This is a genomic window from Streptomyces sp. NBC_00385 (assembly GCF_035917155.1).
Taxonomy (GTDB): domain Bacteria; phylum Actinomycetota; class Actinomycetes; order Streptomycetales; family Streptomycetaceae; genus Streptomyces; species Streptomyces poriferorum.
In genome coordinates this window covers 1,108,660-1,128,966 of sequence record NZ_CP107951.1, presented here as the reverse complement: position 1 = coordinate 1,128,966, position 20,307 = coordinate 1,108,660, and the positions used below count along the sequence as shown (strand labels likewise).

Genomic DNA, 20,307 nt, shown 5'->3' with positions numbered 1-20,307 from the left:
ACGTGACCACCGAAGCCATAGTCGACCTCGGCGCGCTCGGCGAGCGGTTCACCCGCGATCCGTTCCCCGTGTACGCGGACTTACGGGCCCGCGGCCCCGTGCACCGGATCCGGATTCCGGAGGGTTCCCTCGCCTGGCTCGTCGTCGGCTACGAGGAGGGCCGGGCCGCGCTCGCGGACCAGCGGTTCTCCAAGCAGTGGCGCAACGCCTCGCCCTCCCTCGGTGTCGGCCAGGTCGCTTCGGGAACCTCCATGCTCAGCTCGGACGCACCCGCCCACACCCGGCTGCGCAAACTGGTGGCCCGCGAGTTCACCTCCCGCCGGATGCAGCAACTCGTCCCACGCGTCCAGCAGATGACGGACGAACTGCTCGACACCATGCTGGCGCGCCCGGACCGCAGGACCGATCTGGTCGAGTCCCTGTCCTTCCCGCTGCCCATGTCCGTCATCTGCGAACTGCTCGGTGTGCCCTTCCTGGACCGCCAGGCCTTCCGCGAGTGGTCCAACACCGTCGTGTCCTCCCTCGACGCCGAGGTGCGCCGCGACGCGACCGTCCAGATGACCGGCTTCCTCGCCGGACTGCTCGACGACAAGCGGGAACAGCCCGGCGACGACCTGATGAGCGCACTGATCCACACAGCCGACGAGGAGGGCGACCGGCTCTCGGCCGGCGAACTCATGGGCATGGCCTGGCTGCTGCTCGTCGCCGGCCACGAGACCACGGTGAACCTGATCTCCAACGGGGTGCTGGCCCTGCTTGAACACCCGGACCAACTAGCGGCGCTCCGGGCCGACTTCGGGCTGATCGACAACGCGGTGGAGGAGATGCTCCGCTGGGCGGGCCCGGTCGAGACACCCACGTACCGCTTCACCACCGAAGCGATCGACATCGGCGGCACGGTGATCCCGGGCGGCGGTGAGCTCGTCCTGGTCGCGATGTCCGACGCCAACCGCGACCCGGACCGCTACCCGGACGCCGACCGTTTCGACATCACCCGGGATGCCCGCGGCCACCTGGCCTTCGGTCACGGCATCCACTTCTGCCTGGGTGCTCCGCTGGCCCGCATCGAGGCGGCGGTGGCCATCAGGTCGCTGCTGGAGCGCTGCCCGGAGCTGGCGCTGGACGGGGACCCGGCGGAGCTGACCTGGCGTACGGGCATGCTCATCCGGGGGCCGGAGGGGCTGCCGGTCAGGTGGTGAGCGGCCGGCGGCGCGCCCGGGTCAGGCGGACGGGATCTCCGTCAGCTCCACCGCGCGCCGCTCCCGCCGCGAGATCTCGCACGCCTCCGCGATCCGCAGGGCGCTCAGCGCCTCCCGGCCGTCGCACGGATTGGCCGCCTCGCCGCGCACCAGGCGCACGAAGGCGTCCAGTTCGGCCTCGTACGCGGCGGCGAAGCGCTCCAGGAAGCCGGGCCAGGGATCGGGCGGGGCGCCAGGGCCGTCCGGTTCGGCGGAGGTGAGCGGGGTGCGGTCGTCGAGGCCCACCGCGATCTGGTCGGCCTCGCCCGCGAGTTCCATGCGGACGTCGTATCCCGCGCCGTTGCAGCGGGTCGACGTCGCGGTGACGAGGGTGCCGTCGTCGAGCGTCAGCAGCGCCGCCGCCGTGTCCACGTCGCCGGCCGCACGGAACATCGGGGGCCCGGCGTCCGACCCGGTGGCGTACACCCGCGTCACCTCGCGGCCCGTCACCCAGCGGACCATGTCGAAGTCATGGATCAGGCAGTCCCGGAACAGCCCGCCGGAGAGCGGCAGATACGCGGCGGGTGGCGGCGCGGGATCGGAGGTGGCCGTCCGTACGGTGTGCAGCCGGCCGAGCGCCCCGCCGCGCACCGCGGCGCGCGCCGCCTTGTATCCGGCGTCGAACCGGCGCATGAAGCCGAGCTGGAGGACGCTGTGCGTACGTTCCGCCTCGCGCAGCGCCCCGAGGGTGCCCGCCAGGTCCAGCGCGACGGGCTTCTCGCAGAAGGCGGGCAGTCCCGCGCGGGCGGCCCGGCCGATCAGCTCGGCGTGGGCGGAGGTGGCGGAGGCGATCACCACGGCGTCCACTCCGGCGTCGAACACCTCCGTCGCCGTGGCCACGGCGCGCGCTCCGGTCCGGCGGGCGACCGCGACCGCGCGGGCCGGCTCGGCGTCCGCCACCACCAGCGCCCCGACCGCGGGATGGCGGGCGAGGACACCCGCGTGGAAGGAGCCGATCCGGCCGGTGCCGAGGAGTCCGATGCGCATGGTTCCAACGTGCCGTCCACCTGTGTCGATGTCAATCGAATGTCCTGACAAATCGCGGGCGCTTTCGGCGGGTTGACCGGGGGCGCATCCCTGCGGTCACCGAGTGTGACCCTGTCCGGACAACAGGACGACCGGACTACCGGAGTTACGGACGTGCGGGTTACGCTCCCGGCGTGCCGAAATCCACCGCCGACGCGGCCGCCCTCGACCTGGGCGTGGACCGCTCCAGCCCTGTCCCGCTCTACTACCAGCTCGCCCAGCAGCTGGAGGCGGCGATCGCGGACGGCAGGCTCGCCGCCGGCGGACTCCTCGGCAACGAGATCGAGCTCGCCGCGCGGCTCGGGCTGTCCCGGCCCACCGTCCGCCAGGCCATCCAGTCGCTCGTCGACAAGGGCCTGCTGGTCCGACGCCGCGGCGTCGGCACCCAGGTGCTGCACAGCAGGGTCAGGCGACCCCTCGAACTCAGCAGCCTGTACGACGACCTGGAAGCCGCCGGCCGGCACCCCTCGACCACCGTCCTGACCAACGTCCTGCGGCCCGCGACGGCTGCCGTCGCCGCGGCGCTGGGCGTCACGGAGGGGGCCGAGGTGCAGTACATCGAGCGGCTCCGCGAGGCGGACGGCGAGCCCCTCGCCCTCCTGCGCAACCACCTGCCCGCCGGACTCCTCGACCTCTCCGGCGAACGGCCCGCCGCCACCGGCCTCTACCGGATGATGCGCGGCGCGGGCATCACCCTGCACAGCGCCCGCCAGACCGTCGGCGCCCGCCTCGCGTCCGCCGACGAGGCCGCCCCGCTCGGCGAGAGCGAGGGCGCCGCCCTGCTCACGATGGAGCGCACCACCTTCGACGACACCGGCAGAGCCGTCGAATGCGCCTCCCACCTCTACCGCGCCTCGCGCTACGCCTTCGATTTCCAGCTCCTCGCACGGTGACACGGGGCCCCGGCTCTCGTACGGTGTCACAGGCTTCCCGGCTACCCGTACGGTGACGACGGCCGCACCCGGCCGTCCCGCCCCCGTACACGCCCCTGTCCGACACACGCGCCGCGCCCCTGCCGGGCGGGCGCGGCCCGGGCTCGGGGATACTTGCCCAGCCGGGCCGGGACCGTATGGCCCCGGCTCCACCAGCAGCACAGCGAGCAGCACAAGAAGGGCACGGCGTCGTGGCAAGGGTTCGGACAGGGGTACGTGCGATGGGCGCCGTGCTTGCGGCGGTGCTCGGGGCCTCCCTCATGGGATGCAGCAGCACCGGCGGCAAGCGGGCGGAGGAGCGGGCGGAGCAGGCCGCGGCCGAGGGCCGGTCCGCGGTGAACACGCCCCGCTGGACCTTCGCCATGGTCACCCACTCGGGCGACGGCGACACCTTCTGGGACATCGTCCAGAAGGGCGCCGACATGGCTGCCAAGAAGGACAACATCAACTTCCTGTACTCGCACAACGACGAGGCGCAGCAGCAGGCACAGCTCGTGCAGGCCGCCATCGACAAGAAGGTCGACGGGCTGATCGTCACGCTCGCCAAGCCGGACGCCATGAAGGCCGTGGTCGCCAAGGCCGTCAAGGCCGGCATCCCGGTGATCACGGTGAACTCGGGATCCGCCGAGTCCAAGAGCTACGGCGCGCTCACACACATCGGCCAGGACGAGTCGATCGCGGGCGAGGCCGTCGGCGACGAGCTCAACGCGCGCGGCCGCAAGAAGGCCCTGTGCATCCTCCACGAGCAGGGCAACGTCGGCCATGAGCAGCGCTGCGCCGGGGCGAAGAAGACCTTCGACGGCCAGATGCAGAACCTGTACGTCGAGGGCACCAACATGCCCGACGTCCAGGCCTCCATCGAGGCGAAGCTCCAGGCCGACAAGGACATCGACGCCGTCGTCACCCTGGGCGCGCCGTTCGCGGACGCCGCCGTCCAGGCGAAGAAGACCGCCGGCAGCAAGGCCGAGATCGACACCTTCGACCTGAACGCCAAGGTCGCAGCCGAGCTCCAGGCCAAGACCCTCGGCTTCGCCGTCGACCAGCAGCCCTACCTCCAGGGGTACGAGGCCATCGACCTGCTCTGGCTCTACCGCTACAACCGCAACGTGCTCGGCGGCGGCCGCCCGGTCCTGACCGGCCCGCAGGTCATCACGTCCGACGACGCCGCGCAGCTCGCCGAGTACGCGGACCGGGGAACCCGATGACCGCGGGGCCCGGTACGTCCTCCGCCGTGGCCGACGAGCGGCTGGTACGTGTGTCACCGCTGCGCAAGCTGCTCGGCCGCCCCGAGCTCGGCTCGGTCGTCGGCGCGCTGGCCGTCTTCCTCTTCTTCGCGATCGTCGCCGACAGCTTCCTGCGCGCCACCAGCTTCGGCACGGTGCTCTACGCGGCCTCCACCATCGGCATCATGGCGGCGCCGGTGGCGCTGCTGATGATCGGCGGGGAGTTCGACCTCTCCGCGGGCGTGATGGTCACCAGCTCCGCACTGATCTCGTCGATGTTCAGCTACCAGATGACGGCCAACGTCTGGGTCGGCGTCTTCGTGTCCCTGCTGGTCACGCTCGCCATCGGCGCGTTCAACGGCTTCATGCTGACGCGGACGAAACTTCCGAGCTTCATCATCACGCTCGGTACGTTCCTGATGCTGACCGGTCTCAACCTGGGATTCACCAAGCTGATCAGCGGGACCGTCTCGACGAAGACGATCGGCAACATGGAGGGCTTCGACTCGGCCCGCGCGGTCTTCGCCTCCAACTGGACGGTCGGCGGCGTCGAGCTGAAGGTGACCATCCTGTGGTGGGCCGTCCTCGTCGCCATCGCCACCTGGATCCTCATCCGCACCCGCTTCGGCAACTGGATCTTCGCCGTCGGCGGCGAGGCCGACGCGGCCCGCGCGGTCGGCGTCCCGGTGATCCGGACCAAGATCGGCCTCTACCTCGGGGTGGCCTTCGCGGCCTGGGTCTCCGGACAGCACCTGCTGTTCAGCTATGACGTGGTGCAGTCCGGCGAGGGCGTCGGCAACGAGCTGATCTACATCATCGCGGCCGTCATCGGCGGCTGTCTGATCACCGGCGGATACGGCTCCGCGATCGGCTCGGCGGTCGGTGCCTTCATCTTCGGCATGACCAGCAAGGGCATCGTGTACGCGGAGTGGAACCCGGACTGGTTCAAGTTCTTCCTCGGAGCCATGCTGCTCCTGGCCACCCTGCTCAACGCATGGGTACGCAAGCGCGCGGAGGCGACGAAATGACGGCCCCCAAGGAATCGAGCGGGCCCGTGGACACCGGCCGGCGGGCGCTGGTCGAGCTGGATCACGTCAGCAAGTTCTACGGCAACATCAAGGCGCTCCAGGACGTCTCGCTGGAGGTCCACGCCGGAGAGATCTCCTGCGTCCTCGGTGACAACGGCGCCGGCAAGTCCACCCTGATCAAGATCATCGCGGGGCTGCACCGGCACGACTCGGGGACCTTCCTGATCGACGGCGAGGAGACCACGCTCGCCAACCCGCGCGACGCCCTGGACCGGGGTATCGCCACGGTCTACCAGGACCTCGCCGTCGTCCCCCTGATGCCGGTCTGGCGCAACTTCTTCCTCGGCTCCGAGCCGACGAAGGGCACCGGGCCCTTCAAGAGTCTCGATGTCCGGCTGATGCGGCAGACGACCCGCTCCGCACTGCTGCGGATGGGCATCGACCTGCGCGACGTCGACCAGCCCATCGGCACGCTGTCCGGCGGTGAGCGCCAGTGCGTCGCCATCGCCCGGGCCGTCCACTTCGGTGCCAAGGTCCTCGTCCTGGACGAGCCGACCGCGGCGCTCGGCGTCAAGCAGTCCGGGGTGGTGCTCAAGTACGTCGCCGCCGCCCGGGACGCGGGACTCGGCGTGGTCCTCATCACGCACAACCCGCACCACGCCTACCTCGTCGGTGACCGTTTCGTGCTGCTCAAGCGGGGCGCCATGGCGGGCAGCCACACGAAGGCAGGCGTGACGCTGGACGAGCTGACGCGCCAGATGGCGGGCGGCAGCGAGCTGGAGGAGCTCAGCCACGAGCTCGAGCGGGCCCCCGGCCCGCTGGGCGGCCTCCGGGACGAGGGCGGCACCTCCGGGTGACCGCGTCCACAGCCCCTGGCCGGCGCCCGACGGGACCGGTGTCCGGCCCCGTCGGGTTCCGGGCGGCAGGCCGGTCGACGTACGGACCGGGGTCGGCAATGGCAGAATCGACACCGGTGGGCACCGTCCGCCGCCGGAAGCACGACCAACCGGCCCCCCAGACCCCGCAGGGACGATGAGCACGTACCGCGACTTCACACACCGCGGCTCCGCCCGCGCCACCGTCCTGCGGACCGTCGGCACGAGGGAGCGGCGCTCGCACCTCACCGCGCCGCGCGTGCCCACGGTCGGCATCGACATCGGGGGGACGAAGGTGATGGCCGGCGTCGTCGACGCCGACGGCAACATCCTGGAGACCCTGCGCACCGAGACGCCCGACAAGTCCAAGAGCCCCAAGGTCGTCGAGGACACCATCGTCGAGCTGGTGCTGGACCTCTCGGACCGCCACGACGTCCACGCGGTGGGCATCGGCGCGGCCGGCTGGGTCGACGCGGACCGCTCCAAGGTGCTGTTCGCCCCGCACCTGGCGTGGCGTGACGAACCCCTGCGCGACGCCATCGCCTCCCGGCTCGTCGTCCCCGTCATGGTCGACAACGACGCCAACACCGCCGCCTGGGCCGAATGGCGCTTCGGCGCCGGCCGCGGCGAGGACCATCTCGTCATGATCACGCTCGGCACCGGCATCGGCGGCGCGATCCTGGAGGACGGTCAGGTCAAGCGCGGCAAGTACGGCGTCGCCGGTGAGTTCGGCCACATGCAGGTCGTGCCCGGAGGCCACCGCTGCCCCTGCGGCAACCGCGGCTGCTGGGAGCAGTACAGCTCCGGGAACGCACTCGTCCGGGAGGCCAGGGAACTGGCCGCGGCGGACTCCCCGGTCGCCCACGGACTCATCGAGCGGGTCAAGGGCAGCATCCCCGACATCACCGGACCGCTCATCACCGAACTGGCCCGCGAGGGCGATGCGATGTGCATCGAGCTCCTCCAGGACATCGGCCAGTGGCTCGGCGTCGGCATCGCCAATCTGGCCGCCGCGCTCGACCCCTCCTGCTTCGTCATCGGAGGCGGTGTCAGCGCCGCCGACGACCTCCTGATCGGACCGGCCAGGGACGCCTTCAAACGCCACCTCACCGGCCGCGGCTACCGGCCCGAGGCCCGGATCGCGAAGGCGCAGCTCGGCCCCGAGGCGGGTATGGTCGGCGCGGCCGACCTCGCCAGACTGGTGGCCCGGCGCTTCCGGCGCACCAACCGCCGGCGCGTCGAGCGGTACGAGCGGTACGCCCAGATCTACGACCAGGCCGCCAGCACCATCCGTAACACGCGTAACACCCGCACTTCCTAGGGATCCCCGCACCCATGACCGCAGCCGAGCACCCCGTCGTGCCGCGCCAGTCCCCGCCGCCCGGCGGGGGACCGACGCCCGAGGACCGGCGCCGGACCATCCGCCGGCGTCTGATCACGGCGACCATCATCGTGCTGCTCATCGGCATCCCGGCCGGCTATCTGCTGATCTCCGCGGGCCAGAGCCGCCGCTCCGGCCAGGACAAGGCCGCCGAGGCGGCGGCGCAGGGGCTCCGTGAGGGCTGGCCGTCGCGGATGCTCCGCCGCATCTTCGAGGTGCCGATCCCCAAGGACGCCGTGCAGGTCCAGTACTACGAGACCAACAACTGGAAGGCCAGCCGGATGTACGTGCAGTTCCGCACGTCGTCCAACGGCCTGGACCGGTTCCTGACCCAGGTGGGCACGGGCCGGGCGGCGCTGGAGGACGGCAAGTTCACCATCGGCGAGCGCGACATGAAGATCGCGGGCTGGTACTTCAACGGCGGCCTGTCGTGGGCGGGCACCACGCACACCAACAAGGACCCGCGCCCCACGCAGGACATCACCGTCAACATGACCGACCCGGCGGCACCGGTCGTCTACGTCGTCTCCGCGGCGACCCCCTGACCGTGCCGCGGGACCGGCACGGCGTCCGCCGGCCGTGATCAGAAGTCGACCGGCTCGCGGATCAGCGGGCAGGTCATGCAGTGGCCGCCGCCACGCCCACGGCCGAGTTCGGCGCCGACGATCGTGATGACCTCGACCCCCGCCTCGCGCAGCAGCGCGTTGGTCTGGGTGTTGCGGTCGTAGGTGAAGACGACGCCGGGCCGCAGCGCGACGGCGTTGTTGCCGCTGTCCCACTGCTGCCGCTCGGAGGCGTACACATCGCCGCCGGTCCCGACCACCCGCAGCCCGGGCAGACCGAGCCCCTTGGCGACGACGTCGACGAACGGCGTCGATCCCTCATCGGTGATCTCCACCCCCGGCCCCTTGTCGCCCGGGCGCAGCGAGAAGGTGTGCACCGCGTCCATGATCCTGGGGTAGAGGGTGACGATGTCACGGTCGGCGAAGGTGAAGACCGTGTCGAGGTGCATGGCGGAGCGGAGCCTGGGCATTCCGGCGACGATGACCTGCTCGGCCGCGCCGTTCCTGAACAGGGAGGCGGCGACCTGGGTGATGGCCTGGCGGGAGGTGCGTTCGCTCATGCCCATGAGGACGACCCCGTTGCCGACGGGCATGATGTCACCGCCTTCGAACGTGGCCTGGCCCCAGTCCTGTTCGGGATCGCCCCACCACACCACGCTGTCCCTGAAGTCGGGGTGGAAGGTGTAGACGGCCTTCATCAGCAGGGTCTCCCCGTGCCGGGCGGGCCAGTAGAGCGGGTTCAGCGTCACCCCGCCGTAGAGCCAGCACGTGGTGTCGCGGGTGTACAGGGTGTTGGGGAGCGGGGGCATCAGGTACTCGCGGGCCCCGGTCGCCTCGCGGGCGAGCGCCACGTAGCCGGAGCGGAACCCGGCCGGCAGGTCGGCGGTCGACAGCCCGCCGATGAGGTACTCCGCCAGCTGCCGGGAGTCGAGCGAGTCCAGGAAGGCGCGCGTGTCGTCGATGAGCCCGAGGCCGACCTCGTTGGCCACGATCTTGCGGTCCAGGAGCCAGCTCCTGGCCTCGGGGATGTCCATGGTCCGGGCGAGCAGCTCGTGCAGCTCGACGACCTCGACTCCGTGCCCGGTCAGCTGGTCGACGAAGTCCGCGTGATCGCGCTGGGCGTTCTCCACCCACATGACGTCGTCGAAGAGCAGGTCGTCGGAGTTGGTCGGGGTGAGCCGGCGGTGGGCGAGGCCGGGCGCGCACACCAGCACCTTGCGGAGCCGGCCGACTTCGGAGTGGACGCCGAGGGCCGGTCCGGGAGCGGTGTCTGAACTCATCGCAGTGCGCCTTTCGATCGGGTACGGCACGGGTCGGGTACGGGTCACACCTCGATCCAGCCCACCGCCAGGGCGATCACGCCCAGCACGGCACCGGCGACCGAGACGGCGCAGATGAGGGCCTCGCGGGGTGAGAACAGCCGCCGGTTCTGCTCGCGCCGGGCCTTGGCGAACAGGAACGTCGCGGGGGCGTAGAGGATGAAGGAGACGAGGACGAACTTCAGCCCGGCCGCGTACAGCAGGAAGGCCGTGTACACCGTGGCGACGACGGCGACCACGAGCTCCGGGCGGGTGCTCCGGCCCGAGGTCTTCGTACGGTCGGGTCCGAAGCAGATCTTCACGGCGAACCCGGCGGCGAGCAGGAACGGGATCAGGCTGAGGGCGCTGGTCAGGTCGAGCGCGAAGTTGAACGCGTCGTCGGAGAACATCGTGACGACCAGGACGACCTGGCTCAGCGTGGTCGTCATGAGCAGGGCGGGGACCGGTACGTCCTGGGAGGTGGCACGGCCCAGGAACCGGGGCATGTCCTTGTCCTTGGCGGCGACGAAGAGCACTTCCGCGGCCATCAGCGTCCAGGCGAGATACGCACCCAGCACGGAGACGATGAGGCCGACGCTGACGAAGACCTTGCCCCAGGTGCCGACGGCGTGTTCCAGCACACCGGCCATGGACGGCTGGCGCAGCTCGGCGATCTCGGCCATCGGCATGATGCCGTACGAGACGATGGTGACGGAGGCGAAGACGGCGAAGACGCTGAGGAAGCCGAGGATCGTGGCCCGGCCGACGTCCTCCCGCCGCTTGGCGTGCCGGGAGTAGACGCTGGCGCCCTCGACGCCGAGGAAGACGAAGACCGTGGCCAGCATCGTCCCGCGGACCTGGTTGAACAGTGAGCCCGCGTAGTCTGCCCCGCCCCAGTTGTCCACGAACACATCCGTGTCGAGGCAGAAGAGCGCAAGGACGACGAACACCAGGATCGGCACGACCTTGGCCACGGTGACGATCCTGTTGATCGCCGCCGCCTCCTTGACGCCGCGCCGGATCAGCAGGAAGAACGCCCACAGCCCGACGGAGGAGAGGACGACGGCGAGGAACGTGTCGCCGTCACCGAGCGCGGGCCAGATCGCGCCGATCGTCGACATGATCAGCACCCAGTACGTGACGTTGCCGACGCAGGCACTCGCCCAGTAGCCGAACGCGGAGAAGAACCCGAGGTACTCGCCGAACCCGGCCTTGGCGTACGCGTACACACCGGCGTCCAGGTCCGGCCGCCGCACGGCGAGCGTCTGGAAGACGAAGGCGAGCATCAGCATGCCCGTCCCCGCGATCGCCCAGGCGATCAACGCCCCGGCCACCCCGGTCTCCTGCGCGAAGCGGCGCGGCAGAGAGAAGACCCCGGCCCCGACCATCGAGCCGACCACCATCGCGGTCAGCGTCACCAGGGTCAGCTTGGCCGCGGTCCGGTCACCGGAGGTGCCGGCCGGTGTGCCGGTCTCTGCGTTGCTCATGACTTCCCTCGTCTGGGCGCCGGAGGAGTGGGAGGTCGCGCAGGGGCCCGCGCCCGCTCGTCGTGCGGCAACCCCCCTTCATGAGCCGAGTCGAACTCCTGCGCCCCACGCATCCGTCGATCGAAATATAGTGCAATACGGTACATATGGCGCGAATGCCCGGACTTCATGCCGGGCGAAGCGCGCCTCAGGCGTGCTGAACCGTCACCGGTTCGAGCCGCAGCCGCCGCGCCGGCCAGGGCGGTGGCTCCGCGGGGCCGAACCAGACCCGGACGTCCTCCCCGGTCCGGACGGGCAGGTGGGGGTAGTCGTTCGCGGCGTGCTCGGTGCGATGCAGCGCATGAGCCGGGCTCAGATGCCGGGCGGCGTACGCGTCGAAGGGAGCCGCACCGGACGGGTGGCACACGGTCGCGACCACCTCACGGGTGCGCGGATCCGCTGGGAAGCCGGGGCCGCGCAGCAGCAGGACGTCGTCGCTGTCGACCATGGTGGCGTTGGCCGCGTCCCGGTGCTCCCGCCAGACCGGGCCGGTGTAGAAGGCCTCCAGCGAGCGCCGGCGGTGCGTCATGTCGGGGAACGCGCGCATCCAGACGAAGCGGTCCGGGTCGTCCAGGTCGCGGAACCGGCCGCCGACGGTGATGCCCACCGACTGCTGACCGGTCACGAACTCGCGCTCGAACAGCTCGATCAGCGCCTCCCGGGCCCCGGGGCGCAGGGTGTACTGCCGGAGTTCGACGATGCTCATGCGCCGTCCCGCCCGGTGCGGCTGAGGTCCATGATCCAGTTGAGCTCCCAGCTGTGGCCGTCGTCGCCGGAGAACTCCTGCTCCCAGCGGGCGGTGTCCGGCCCGAGGCGGAACCAGGTGAAGTGCACCCGGACCGGACGCCCGTCGTAGGTGTCCTCGCCGTGGAAGTCGCCGCGATCGCCGTCGAAGGTGCCGGACACCGGCGGATCCAGCCGGCCCGTCCTGCTGTCGGACCAGTAGATCGACCAGCGTTCCGTCTCGCGGTCGAAGAGCCGCAGCGTCGCTCCCCGGCGGCCGAGGGTGGGGAAGACGATCTCGTCGATGTTGCCGGCGCCCTCGAACAGGGGCCGGATCACCGAGTGGCCGGGGAACTCCGTCCAGGTGGCGGGGCCGGGTCCGAGCGGTGCGGTGAGACGGCGGTTGGCCACGTCCCAGGAGCCGTGCAGGAAGTCGAAGTCGTTCATGCGCCCCAAGCTACGAGCACTCCACTGACACCTTCTGTCAGTGGATACTGGGCGACATGCGCGCGAGCCGGCTGGTCACCCTTCTTCTGCTGCTCCAGAACCGGGGCAGGATGACGGCCCAGCAACTGGCCGAGGAACTGGAGGTCTCCGTCCGCACGGTGTACCGGGACACCGAGGCACTCGCCGCCGCCGGTATCCCGCTGTACGGGGCCGCCGGGCACGCGGGCGGCTACCGGCTGCTCGACGGCTACCGGACCCGGCTCACCGGGCTGACCGCGGACGAGGCGCAGGCCGCCTTCCTCGCCGCACTCCCCGGCGCCGCCGCCGACCTCGGCCTCGGCGAGGCGCTCGCCACGGCCCGGCTGAAGCTGCGGGCCGCGCTCCCGAGGGAACTGCGCGAGCACGCCGGGCGGATCCAGGAACGCTTCCTGCTCGACGCCCCCGGGTGGTACGGCGACGCCGACCACACGCCGCACCTGGCCCCGGTCGCCGCCGCGGTGTGGGAGCGACGTGCGGCGGTCCTGAGGTACCGCCGCTGGCGGGCACCGGAGGAGATCGAGCGGAGGGTGGAACCGTACGGGCTCGTACTCAAGGCCGGGCGCTGGTACCTGATCGCGGGCGGGCAGTCCGGGATCCGTACCTACCGGGTCGACCAAGTCCTGGGATTCCAACCCCTGGAGGAGTTCGTCATGCCGGACGGCTTCGACCTGGCCACGTACTGGACCGGCTACCTGGCCGGATTCCGGGCCCGGCTGCACACCGGGGAGGCGCGGGTGCGGCTCACCGCGGAGGGCGCCCGCCGGCTGGGCGTGACACCCACGGGCGACGGTTGGACCGAGGCACGGGTGCCCATCGAGTCGGTCGACCACGCCCACGGGGAGTTCCTGCGGCTGGGCGCCGACATCGAGGTCCTGGCCCCGGCCGAGCTCCGCGACCGTATCGCCACCACCGTACGGACCCTGGCCACCCGCTACGGCTCACGGCCGGGCTGATGACGAGCACCTCCGGACGCCGGTCCGCGACGGCCGATGCGGCTTGGACGCCCGGCCGGGAACAGCAGGCCCGTCCGGAACGGTTGCAACAGCGGGGGACCGGCATCACACGGGTGGGGGAACACGGAGACCGCGAGGTCGTCCGCCCCGCCAGGACTCGTCGCCGGATCGCGGTACCCGCCGCGCACTCGTACCCGTACGCGTTTTCTGCAGAAGGACTCCTTCATGACTGACCGGCCTTTGACACTCATGGCAGTGCACGCCCACCCCGACGACGAGGCCACCGGAACGGGAGGAGTCCTCGCGCGGTACGCGGCGGAAGGCATCCGCACCGTTCTTGTGACCTGTACCGACGGCGGTTGCGGCGACGGGAAAGGGGGTGCCAAGCCGGGCGACCCCGGGCACGATCCGGCGGCCGTCGCCCTGATGCGCCGCCAGGAACTCGAGGCGAGCTGTGAGGTGCTGAAGATCAGCGATCTGGAGATGCTGGACTACGCGGACTCCGGAATGATGGGCTGGCCGAGCAACGACGCCCCCGGTTCCTTCTGGCGGACCCCCGTGGAGGAAGGCGCCGCCCGGCTTGCGGAGCTCATGCGCCACTACCGGCCCGATGTGGTCGTCACCTATGACGAGAACGGCTTCTACGGCCACCCCGACCACATCCAGGCCAACCGCATCACGACGGCGGCGCTGGAGATGACCGGGCTGACACCGAAGGTGTACTGGACGACGATGCCCCGCTCGGGGATGCAGCGGTTCGGCGAGATCATGCGCGAGTTCCACGAGGACATGCCGGAGCCGGATCCCGCCGAGACCGCCGCGCTGGCCGAGATCGGTCTCCCCGACGACGAGATCACCACGTGGGTGGACACCACCGCGTTCAGTGGTCAGAAGTTCGACGCCCTTGCCGCGCACGCCAGCCAGGGTGAGAACATCTTCTTCCTCAAGATGGGCAAGGAGAGGTTCGGCGAGTTCATGGGCATGGAGACCTTCGTACGCGTCAAGGACACCACGGGCGCTCCCGTGCCCGAGAACGACCTCTTCGCCGGACTGCGCTGACCTGCCCGCCCCGCCCGACCGGGGCCGAGGCGCTGTGACGCAGGATCTGCTACGGCCCTCGCCCCGGCGGTCACGGTCCGTCAGGGCCCCTCGCCGCGCGGCTCAGCCCCGGTGCAGCGCGACACGCCGGATCCAGGCGTCGATGTCGGCACCGGCCTCGCGGACCTCCTCGCCGCGTACGGCGAGCCCTTCGCCGATGGTCGCTCCGGGGCAGGAGGCAGCGTAGTCGCGCTCGGTGGTGCCGAGGCCGCTCATCGCGTAGGTCGTGACCGGGTGGACGGTCCTGCCGCGGAAGTCGAACGCGTCCGTGAAGGTCGACATGATCATGGGGGCGCGTACGTTCCAGATGGGGCCGGCCAGCAGCACCGTGCCGTACCGGTCGATCGAGTCCGGGAGGGACGCGATGGCGGGGCGGGCGTCGTTCTCCTGCTCGCGGACGTTGCGGGCGACGGTCTCGTCGTAGCCGTCGGGGTAGGGGTCGACGGCTTCGATGCGGTGCACGTCGCACGCGACGCGCTCGCCGATCATCCGCGCGAGGACTTCGGTGTTGCCCGTCCTGAGGTGGGTTCGGCCGCCGTAGGAGTAGTTCTCGCCCGGGCGGGAGAAGTAGGCCAGCAGGACCCGCCGGCCCGGTGAGGCGGACAGGCCGGGCCGCTCGGTGGTGCCCGTGGCCTCCGGCGCGTTGCTGCTGCTTTTGGACGAGGAACAGCCGCTGATCTGGGCTCCGGTCATGAGGGTCGCTCCGGTGAGAAGTGCACCGCGAAGGAGTGTGCGTCGCCCGGTCCCGGGCGCGGTGCCTATGGGCACGTCGCTGGTCTTCCGCTTCTGCTTGTGGGACATGGACAACCCCTGTTCCCTCGGACGGCGGCATGGGCCGGTGGTGCCGGGCGGTGCGCGGGTGCCGTCGGCGGCACCCGCGCACCGCGGGTCGTGGTGGGGTCAGCCGGTCAGCCGCCGCTTGCCGAGCTGTCCGGCGACCGCCGGGTCCCGGTGGTCGAAGAACAGGGAGGCGCCGGTGTCCAGCGCGGCGATGGCGGCCATCTGGTCGTCGGTGAGCGCGAAGTCGAAGACGTCGAAGTTCTCCGCCATGCGCTCGGCCCGTACGGACTTGGGGATGGTGACGATGCCGCGCTGGACGAGCCAGCGGAGCACGACCTGGGCGACGGACTTGCCGTGGGCCTTGCCGATGTCGCTGAGGACCGGGTTCGTGAAGAGGCCGTTCTTGCCTTCGGCGAAGCCGCCCCAGGACTGGATCTGCACGCCGTGCTCCCGCATGACGTCCTGGTCGTCGGTGCGCTGGAAGAACGGGTGCGTCTCGATCTGGTTCACCGCGGGCGTCACGTCGTTGTTGCTGAGGAGGTCGACGAGCCGGTCGGGGTAGAAGTTGGCGACGCCGATCGCCTTGACGCGGCCCTCGTGGTGCAGTGCCTTCATGGCGCGCCACTGCCCGTACACGTCCCCGAAGGGCTGGTGCATCAGGTACAGGTCGAGGTAGTCCAGACCGAGCTTGCTCAGCGACGTCTCGAAGGCGGCCCTGGCGTTCTCCTCGGCCGGCGCGTCCTGGATCCACAGCTTGGTGGTGACGAACAGTTCGTCGCGCGGGATTCCGCTGCTCCTGATGGCGCGGCCCACGGCCTCCTCGTTCCCGTAGGCGGCGGCGGTGTCGAGCAGCCGGTAGCCGGCGGCGAGCGCGTCGCTGACGGTGCGTTCGGTGTCCTCCGGCGGGATCTGGAAGACACCGAAGCCGAGGATCGGCATCGTGACGCCGTTGTTCAGGGTGACGGTCTTCATGGATGGCTCCTGTGCGTGGGATGTGTCCGGTGGGCTGGGGTGGTCAGAAGGTGATGAGGGCCTTGAGAACGCGCCGGTCGGCCATGTCCTGGTACGCGCCGGGGGTCTCGTCCAGGGAGATGGTCCGGTCGAAGACGCGGCCCGGCCGGATGGTGCCGTCGAGGACGTCGGGCATCAGTTCCTCGATGTAGGCGCGGGCCGGGGAGACGCCGCCGGTGAGGGTGATGTTCCGCATGATCATCGCGGCGCCGATGGGGCCTTCCTCGTACTGAGGCATGCCCAGGCGGCTGATGGTGCCGCCGTCGGTGACGGCGGCGAACGCGGTGTCCAGGGTCTGGCGGGCGCCCACGGCCTCGATCACCCTGTCCACGCCGTACCCGGCCGTCAGGTCACGCACACGGGCGACGCCCTCGTCCCCGCGTTCGGCGATCACGTCGGTGGCTCCGAACGCGCGGCCCAGGTCGGTGCGGTCGGTGTGCCGGCCCATGAGGACGATCCGCTCCGCGCCGAGACGCTTCGCGGCGATCACCGCGCACAGGCCGACCGCGCCGTCCCCGATGACCAGGACGGAGTCGCCGCGCGAGACCCCGGCGGTGGTGGCGCCGTGGTGGCCGGTGCCCATCACGTCGGACAGGGCGAGAAGGGACGGCAGCAGCGGTGAGTCCGCGCCGACCGGGAGCCTGACCAGGGTGCCGTCGGCCTGCGGGACCCGGACGGCCTCGCCCTGGCCGCCGTCGACGCCGTCGAGCCCGTACCGGCCGCCGTGCCGGCAGGAGGAGTGCAGCCCCTTGGCGCAGTAGTCACACGTGTTGTCGCAGTAGGTGAACGGGGTGACGACCAGGTCCCCCGGCTTGACCCCGGTGACCCCGGACCCGGTCTCCTCGACCACGCCGAGGAACTCGTGGCCCATCGGGCGGCCGGTGTCCGTCCTGGGCATCGACTTGTACGGCCACAGGTCGCTGCCGCACACGCACGACAGGACGGTCCGCACGAGGGCGTCGGTGGGCTGCTGGATCTTCGGGTCGGGCCGGTCCTCGATCCGTACGTCGCCGGCTCCGTACATCACTGCTGCGCGCATGGGGATGGTGCTCCTACGGGGAAGGGTGGGGGTGTTCTGCTCAGTCGTTCTGTCCGGCCGTCGGGCCAGGGGCGGCGGTCAGCGTTCGAGCATCTGCTGCTGGGCCTCGGTGTGGGTGTCGCCCGCGGCGGGGGGCAGGCCGGTGAGCTTGTCGAGCTGTTCTGCGGTCAGCTCGACGGCGTCGGCGGCGGTGTTCTCCTCGACCCGGGTGACGCGCTTGGTGCCGGGGATCGGGGCGATGTCGTCGCCCTGCGCGAGCAGCCAGGCCAGGGCGATCTGCGCCGGTGTGACGCCCGCCGTGGCCGCGATGGCCTTGACCTCGTCGGCCAGGCGCAGGTTGCGCTCGAAGTTCTCTCCGGTGAACCGGGGATTGTCGCGACGGAAGTCGTCCTTGTCGAACTGGTCGGCGGAACGGATCGTGCCGGTGAGGAACCCGCGGCCGAGCGGCGAGAACGGCACCAGGCCGATGTTCAGCTCGCGCAGCACCGGCAGCACCCGGTCCTCCACGCCCCGGGTCCACAGGGAGTACTCCGACTGGACGGCGCTGACCGGATGGACGGCATGCGCACGGCGGATGGTGTCCGGACCGGCCTCCGACAGGCCGAAGGCCCGGACCTTCCCCTCGGCGACCAGTTCGCCCACCGCCCCCGCCGTCTCCTCGATGGGAGTGTTCGGGTCGACCCGGTGCTGGTAGTAGAGGTCGATGTGGTCGGTTCCCAGGCGCTTCAGCGAGCCTTCGACGGCGATGCGGATGTTGGCCGGGCTGCTGTCCAGGTTCCAGGCACCCGCACCGGCGTGTGAGACGAGACCGAACTTCGTCGCGAGCACGACCTGGTCGCGGCGGCCCTTCAGGGCCCGGCCGAGGAGCTCCTCGTTGGTGTACGGGCCGTAGATCTCCGCGGTGTCGACCAGGGTGACACCGAGCTCCAGCGCCCGGTGAACGGTCCGGACCGACTCCGCCTCGTCCGTGCCGGACCCCGTGTAGCCATGGGACATGCCCATCGCACCCAGTCCGATCCGGGAGACCTCCAGGTCGCGCAGTTTGATGTACTTCACAGATCTTCAGCCCTTCTGCGTATTTCTCTTCAGTCTGCTGTGCGGCAGCGCCCGTCTCCCGCCTCACACGCGGCCGGCAGGCCGGAACAGGGAGAGCCCGTGGTGAGCGGGTGACGTCATCCACCGTGCACCCGAGCGCGCCGTACAGGCAGGCCGGGTTTTGCCAGGGAGCGGTCAGCGGGGGTGTGACAGGGCCCCCCTGGCGCATGCCGCCCCGGTGTCCGGCGGGCGAGAATGGAGCCATGGCAGCCGAGCACACCAGCGGCGACGAACTGGCGCGGTTCCTGCGCGCCCGTCGCAACCAGACCAGCCCCGAGAGCGCGGGCCTCACACCCGGTCCCGGCGTACGCCGCACTCCCGGACTGCGGCGCGAGGAGCTGGCCACGGTGGCCGGGATCAGCATCGACTACTACACGCGCATCGAGCGTGGCAAGGAGACCAGGCCCAGCCCCGCGGTCATCGACGCGCTGGCCTGCGCCCTGCACCTCGACGACGACGAACACCATCACCTGCGCGAGCTCGCCGCACGTGCCGCCCACCACGCTCCCGAGCCCCCGTCCCCGCCGAGCCGGACGGTCCGCCCGCACCTGAAGCTCCTGCTGGAGACGATGCGGCCCAGCCCCGCCTACATCCTCAGCCGCAGCATGGACCTGCTCGCCTGGAACCCCGGCGGTCTCGCCCTGTACGCCGGGATCGCGGACTGGCCCGCCAAGCAGCGCAACCTGGCCCGCTACCTCTTCCTCCATCCCACGGCGCGGCAGCTGTTCCCCGACTGGGACACCCAGGTCCGGGGCTGTGTCGCCCGCCTGCGGGCCGAGGCCGGAATCAATCCCGACGCCCCCGACCTCACCAGCCTGGTCGGCGAACTCCTGCTCAAGAGCCCCGACTTCGCCCGGCTGTGGGAACGCTACGAAGTCATCGGCCGGAAGAAGACCGAGAAGACCTTCCACCACCCCCAGGTCGGCGAGCTGACCCTCAGCGGCCAGGGCATGAACCTCGAAGGGACACCCGGCCAGCGCCTCAGCGCCTACACCGCCGAACCCGGCTCCCCTGACCACGACGCCATGCTCCTGCTCGACATGACCGCGCCCGCGGCTGCCACGACCCCGGACACGAAGGCCGGTCCCTCGCGGCGGACTCAGTCCTGACAGGCTGTCGGAACCGGCCCGAGGGGGTGACCGGCTGCGCCGTGACGGGGCGGCCGGCGGCTGATCGCCGCGCCGGCACGCAGGCCGGGCCCTGCGGGGGCCGGTGCGGCCCCCGGGCGGCGTACGGCCGGCGGAACAGCCGGGACCAGCGACCGGCGGGCCATCCACGAAGCAGGAGCGACGACATGAGATTCGACAACCACCGCGTGGTCATCACGGCCGCCGGCCGTGACTTCGGCCGCACCCTGGCCATCCGTCTCGCGGACCTCGGGGCCGAGGTCTTCCTCTCCGCCCGGAACCTCGCCGCGGCCGAGCGGGTGCGCGACGAGATTCGCGACCGGGGGCAGCGGTACGTCCACGCCTTCTCCTGCGACTTGACGGACCCCGCTTCGATCCGGGACTTCGCTGCCGAGGTCGCCCTGCGCACCGATCGCATCGACCTGCTGATCAACAACGGTTCGCGCTACCTCGAAGGCCCGGACCTCGAATCCGCCTCCGACACCGACATCGTGGACACGATCGCGTCCGGCGCCACGGGAACCGTTCTCACGGTGAAGAACTTCCTCCCTCTCCTGCTCAACTCGGACAAGCCGGACGTGGTGACCATGGTCTCCGCCTGCGGAGCGGCGGGCCATCACCGTTCGGAGGCGCACGACGCCTTCTACGCGGCCAAGAGCGCCCAGGCGGGGTTCGCCGAGATCCTCTCCAAGCGCCTGCGGCCCCAGGGGGTACGGGTGATCTCCCTCTACCCGCCCGACTTCGCCAACCCTGACCCGCTCTCCGAGGAATGGGAGACCACGCCGCGCGAGGCCCGGGACGACCTCACCGCGCAGTCACTCGTGGAGTGCATCCTCTTCGCCGTCGCCCAGCCGCGCGACTGCTTCATCAAGGCGTTCCACTTCGAACAGGTCTGACCGGTTCCC

At 70.9% G+C, this 20,307-nt stretch carries 20 protein-coding genes; 11 read left to right on the top strand and 9 right to left on the bottom strand.

Annotated features, from left to right (window positions below; all coding sequences use genetic code 11):
* Positions 1-2 precede the first annotated feature (2 nt).
* Positions 3-1,199 (top strand): cytochrome P450 family protein, encoded by a 1,197-nt coding sequence (locus tag OG959_RS04905; RefSeq protein WP_326656825.1) that lies wholly within the window; start codon positions 3-5, stop codon positions 1,197-1,199.
* A 21-nt stretch (positions 1,200-1,220) separates the two neighbouring features.
* On the opposite strand, the gene OG959_RS04900 is transcribed toward OG959_RS04905, so the two are convergent.
* Positions 1,221-2,225, bottom strand: coding sequence for a Gfo/Idh/MocA family protein (locus tag OG959_RS04900; protein ID WP_326656824.1), 1,005 nt, complete (start codon positions 2,223-2,225; stop codon positions 1,221-1,223).
* 173 nt (positions 2,226-2,398) lie between these two features.
* Here OG959_RS04900 and OG959_RS04895 point away from each other — a divergent pair, with 173 nt between their 5' ends.
* From OG959_RS04895 to OG959_RS04870, 6 genes are all read left to right on the top strand, one after another.
* Positions 2,399-3,157, top strand: a complete 759-nt coding sequence (locus OG959_RS04895; protein ID WP_326656823.1) for a GntR family transcriptional regulator — start codon at positions 2,399-2,401, stop codon at positions 3,155-3,157.
* Between the two features lie 230 nt (positions 3,158-3,387).
* Positions 3,388-4,401, top strand: coding sequence for a substrate-binding domain-containing protein (locus tag OG959_RS04890; protein WP_442805538.1), 1,014 nt, complete (start codon positions 3,388-3,390; stop codon positions 4,399-4,401).
* Positions 4,398-5,447 carry an ABC transporter permease gene (locus tag OG959_RS04885; protein WP_326656820.1) on the top strand — a complete coding sequence of 350 codons (1,050 nt, stop codon included), beginning with the start codon at positions 4,398-4,400 and terminating at the stop codon, positions 5,445-5,447. The genes OG959_RS04890 and OG959_RS04885 overlap by 4 nt, the downstream gene beginning before the upstream one ends.
* Complete coding sequence (locus OG959_RS04880) at positions 5,444-6,304, top strand: ATP-binding cassette domain-containing protein (protein ID WP_326656819.1); 861 nt, start codon at positions 5,444-5,446, stop codon at positions 6,302-6,304. Before OG959_RS04885 ends, OG959_RS04880 begins: the two co-directional genes overlap by 4 nt.
* Before the next feature lie 175 nt (positions 6,305-6,479).
* Complete coding sequence (locus OG959_RS04875) at positions 6,480-7,643, top strand: ROK family glucokinase (RefSeq protein ID WP_326656818.1); 1,164 nt, start codon at positions 6,480-6,482, stop codon at positions 7,641-7,643.
* A gap of 14 nt (positions 7,644-7,657) precedes the next feature.
* Positions 7,658-8,248, top strand: coding sequence for a hypothetical protein (locus tag OG959_RS04870; RefSeq protein ID WP_326656817.1), 591 nt, complete (start codon positions 7,658-7,660; stop codon positions 8,246-8,248).
* Positions 8,249-8,286: 38 nt separating this feature from the next.
* On the opposite strand, the gene OG959_RS04865 is transcribed toward OG959_RS04870, so the two are convergent.
* The 4 genes from OG959_RS04865 to OG959_RS04850 form a co-directional block, all read right to left on the bottom strand.
* The gene (locus tag OG959_RS04865; protein ID WP_326656815.1) at positions 8,287-9,546 is read right to left on the bottom strand and encodes an arginine deiminase; all 1,260 of its coding nucleotides are present in this window, start codon (positions 9,544-9,546) and stop codon (positions 8,287-8,289) included.
* A 44-nt stretch (positions 9,547-9,590) separates the two neighbouring features.
* Positions 9,591-11,051 carry a basic amino acid/polyamine antiporter gene (locus tag OG959_RS04860; RefSeq protein WP_326656813.1) on the bottom strand — a complete coding sequence of 487 codons (1,461 nt, stop codon included), beginning with the start codon at positions 11,049-11,051 and terminating at the stop codon, positions 9,591-9,593.
* A 187-nt stretch (positions 11,052-11,238) separates the two neighbouring features.
* Positions 11,239-11,796, bottom strand: coding sequence for an NIPSNAP family protein (locus OG959_RS04855; RefSeq protein ID WP_326656812.1), 558 nt, complete (start codon positions 11,794-11,796; stop codon positions 11,239-11,241).
* Entirely contained in the window at positions 11,793-12,260 is a 468-nt protein-coding gene (locus OG959_RS04850; protein WP_326656810.1) for a hypothetical protein, read from the bottom strand. The genes OG959_RS04855 and OG959_RS04850 overlap by 4 nt, the downstream gene beginning before the upstream one ends.
* A gap of 56 nt (positions 12,261-12,316) precedes the next feature.
* Between OG959_RS04850 and OG959_RS04845 the strand changes: the two genes are divergently transcribed.
* Complete coding sequence (locus tag OG959_RS04845) at positions 12,317-13,252, top strand: helix-turn-helix transcriptional regulator (RefSeq protein ID WP_326656809.1); 936 nt, start codon at positions 12,317-12,319, stop codon at positions 13,250-13,252.
* A 225-nt stretch (positions 13,253-13,477) separates the two neighbouring features.
* Complete coding sequence (locus OG959_RS04840) at positions 13,478-14,311, top strand: PIG-L family deacetylase (RefSeq protein ID WP_326656807.1); 834 nt, start codon at positions 13,478-13,480, stop codon at positions 14,309-14,311.
* A 102-nt stretch (positions 14,312-14,413) separates the two neighbouring features.
* Here the strand turns inward: OG959_RS04840 and OG959_RS04835 are convergent, their stop codons facing one another.
* The 4 genes from OG959_RS04835 to OG959_RS04820 all read right to left on the bottom strand — a co-directional run bounded on the left by OG959_RS04835 (position 14,414) and on the right by OG959_RS04820 (position 18,236).
* Positions 14,414-15,043: a flavodoxin gene (locus tag OG959_RS04835; RefSeq protein WP_326656806.1), complete on the bottom strand. Its 630-nt coding sequence runs from the start codon at positions 15,041-15,043 to the stop codon at positions 14,414-14,416.
* A 207-nt stretch (positions 15,044-15,250) separates the two neighbouring features.
* Positions 15,251-16,102 (bottom strand): aldo/keto reductase, encoded by an 852-nt coding sequence (locus OG959_RS04830; RefSeq protein WP_326656804.1) that lies wholly within the window; start codon positions 16,100-16,102, stop codon positions 15,251-15,253.
* 43 nt (positions 16,103-16,145) lie between these two features.
* Entirely contained in the window at positions 16,146-17,180 is a 1,035-nt protein-coding gene (locus tag OG959_RS04825; protein WP_326656803.1) for a zinc-binding dehydrogenase, read from the bottom strand.
* A gap of 78 nt (positions 17,181-17,258) precedes the next feature.
* A complete protein-coding gene (locus OG959_RS04820) occupies positions 17,259-18,236 on the bottom strand; it encodes an aldo/keto reductase (RefSeq protein WP_326656802.1) in 978 nt (325 codons plus the stop codon).
* A gap of 242 nt (positions 18,237-18,478) precedes the next feature.
* Between OG959_RS04820 and OG959_RS04815 the strand changes: the two genes are divergently transcribed.
* A complete protein-coding gene (locus tag OG959_RS04815; RefSeq protein ID WP_326656801.1) occupies positions 18,479-19,384 on the top strand; it encodes a helix-turn-helix transcriptional regulator in 906 nt (301 codons plus the stop codon).
* Between the two features lie 185 nt (positions 19,385-19,569).
* The gene (locus OG959_RS04810) at positions 19,570-20,298 is read left to right on the top strand and encodes an SDR family oxidoreductase (RefSeq protein WP_326656799.1); all 729 of its coding nucleotides are present in this window, start codon (positions 19,570-19,572) and stop codon (positions 20,296-20,298) included.
* The last annotated feature ends 9 nt before the right edge of the window (positions 20,299-20,307 follow it).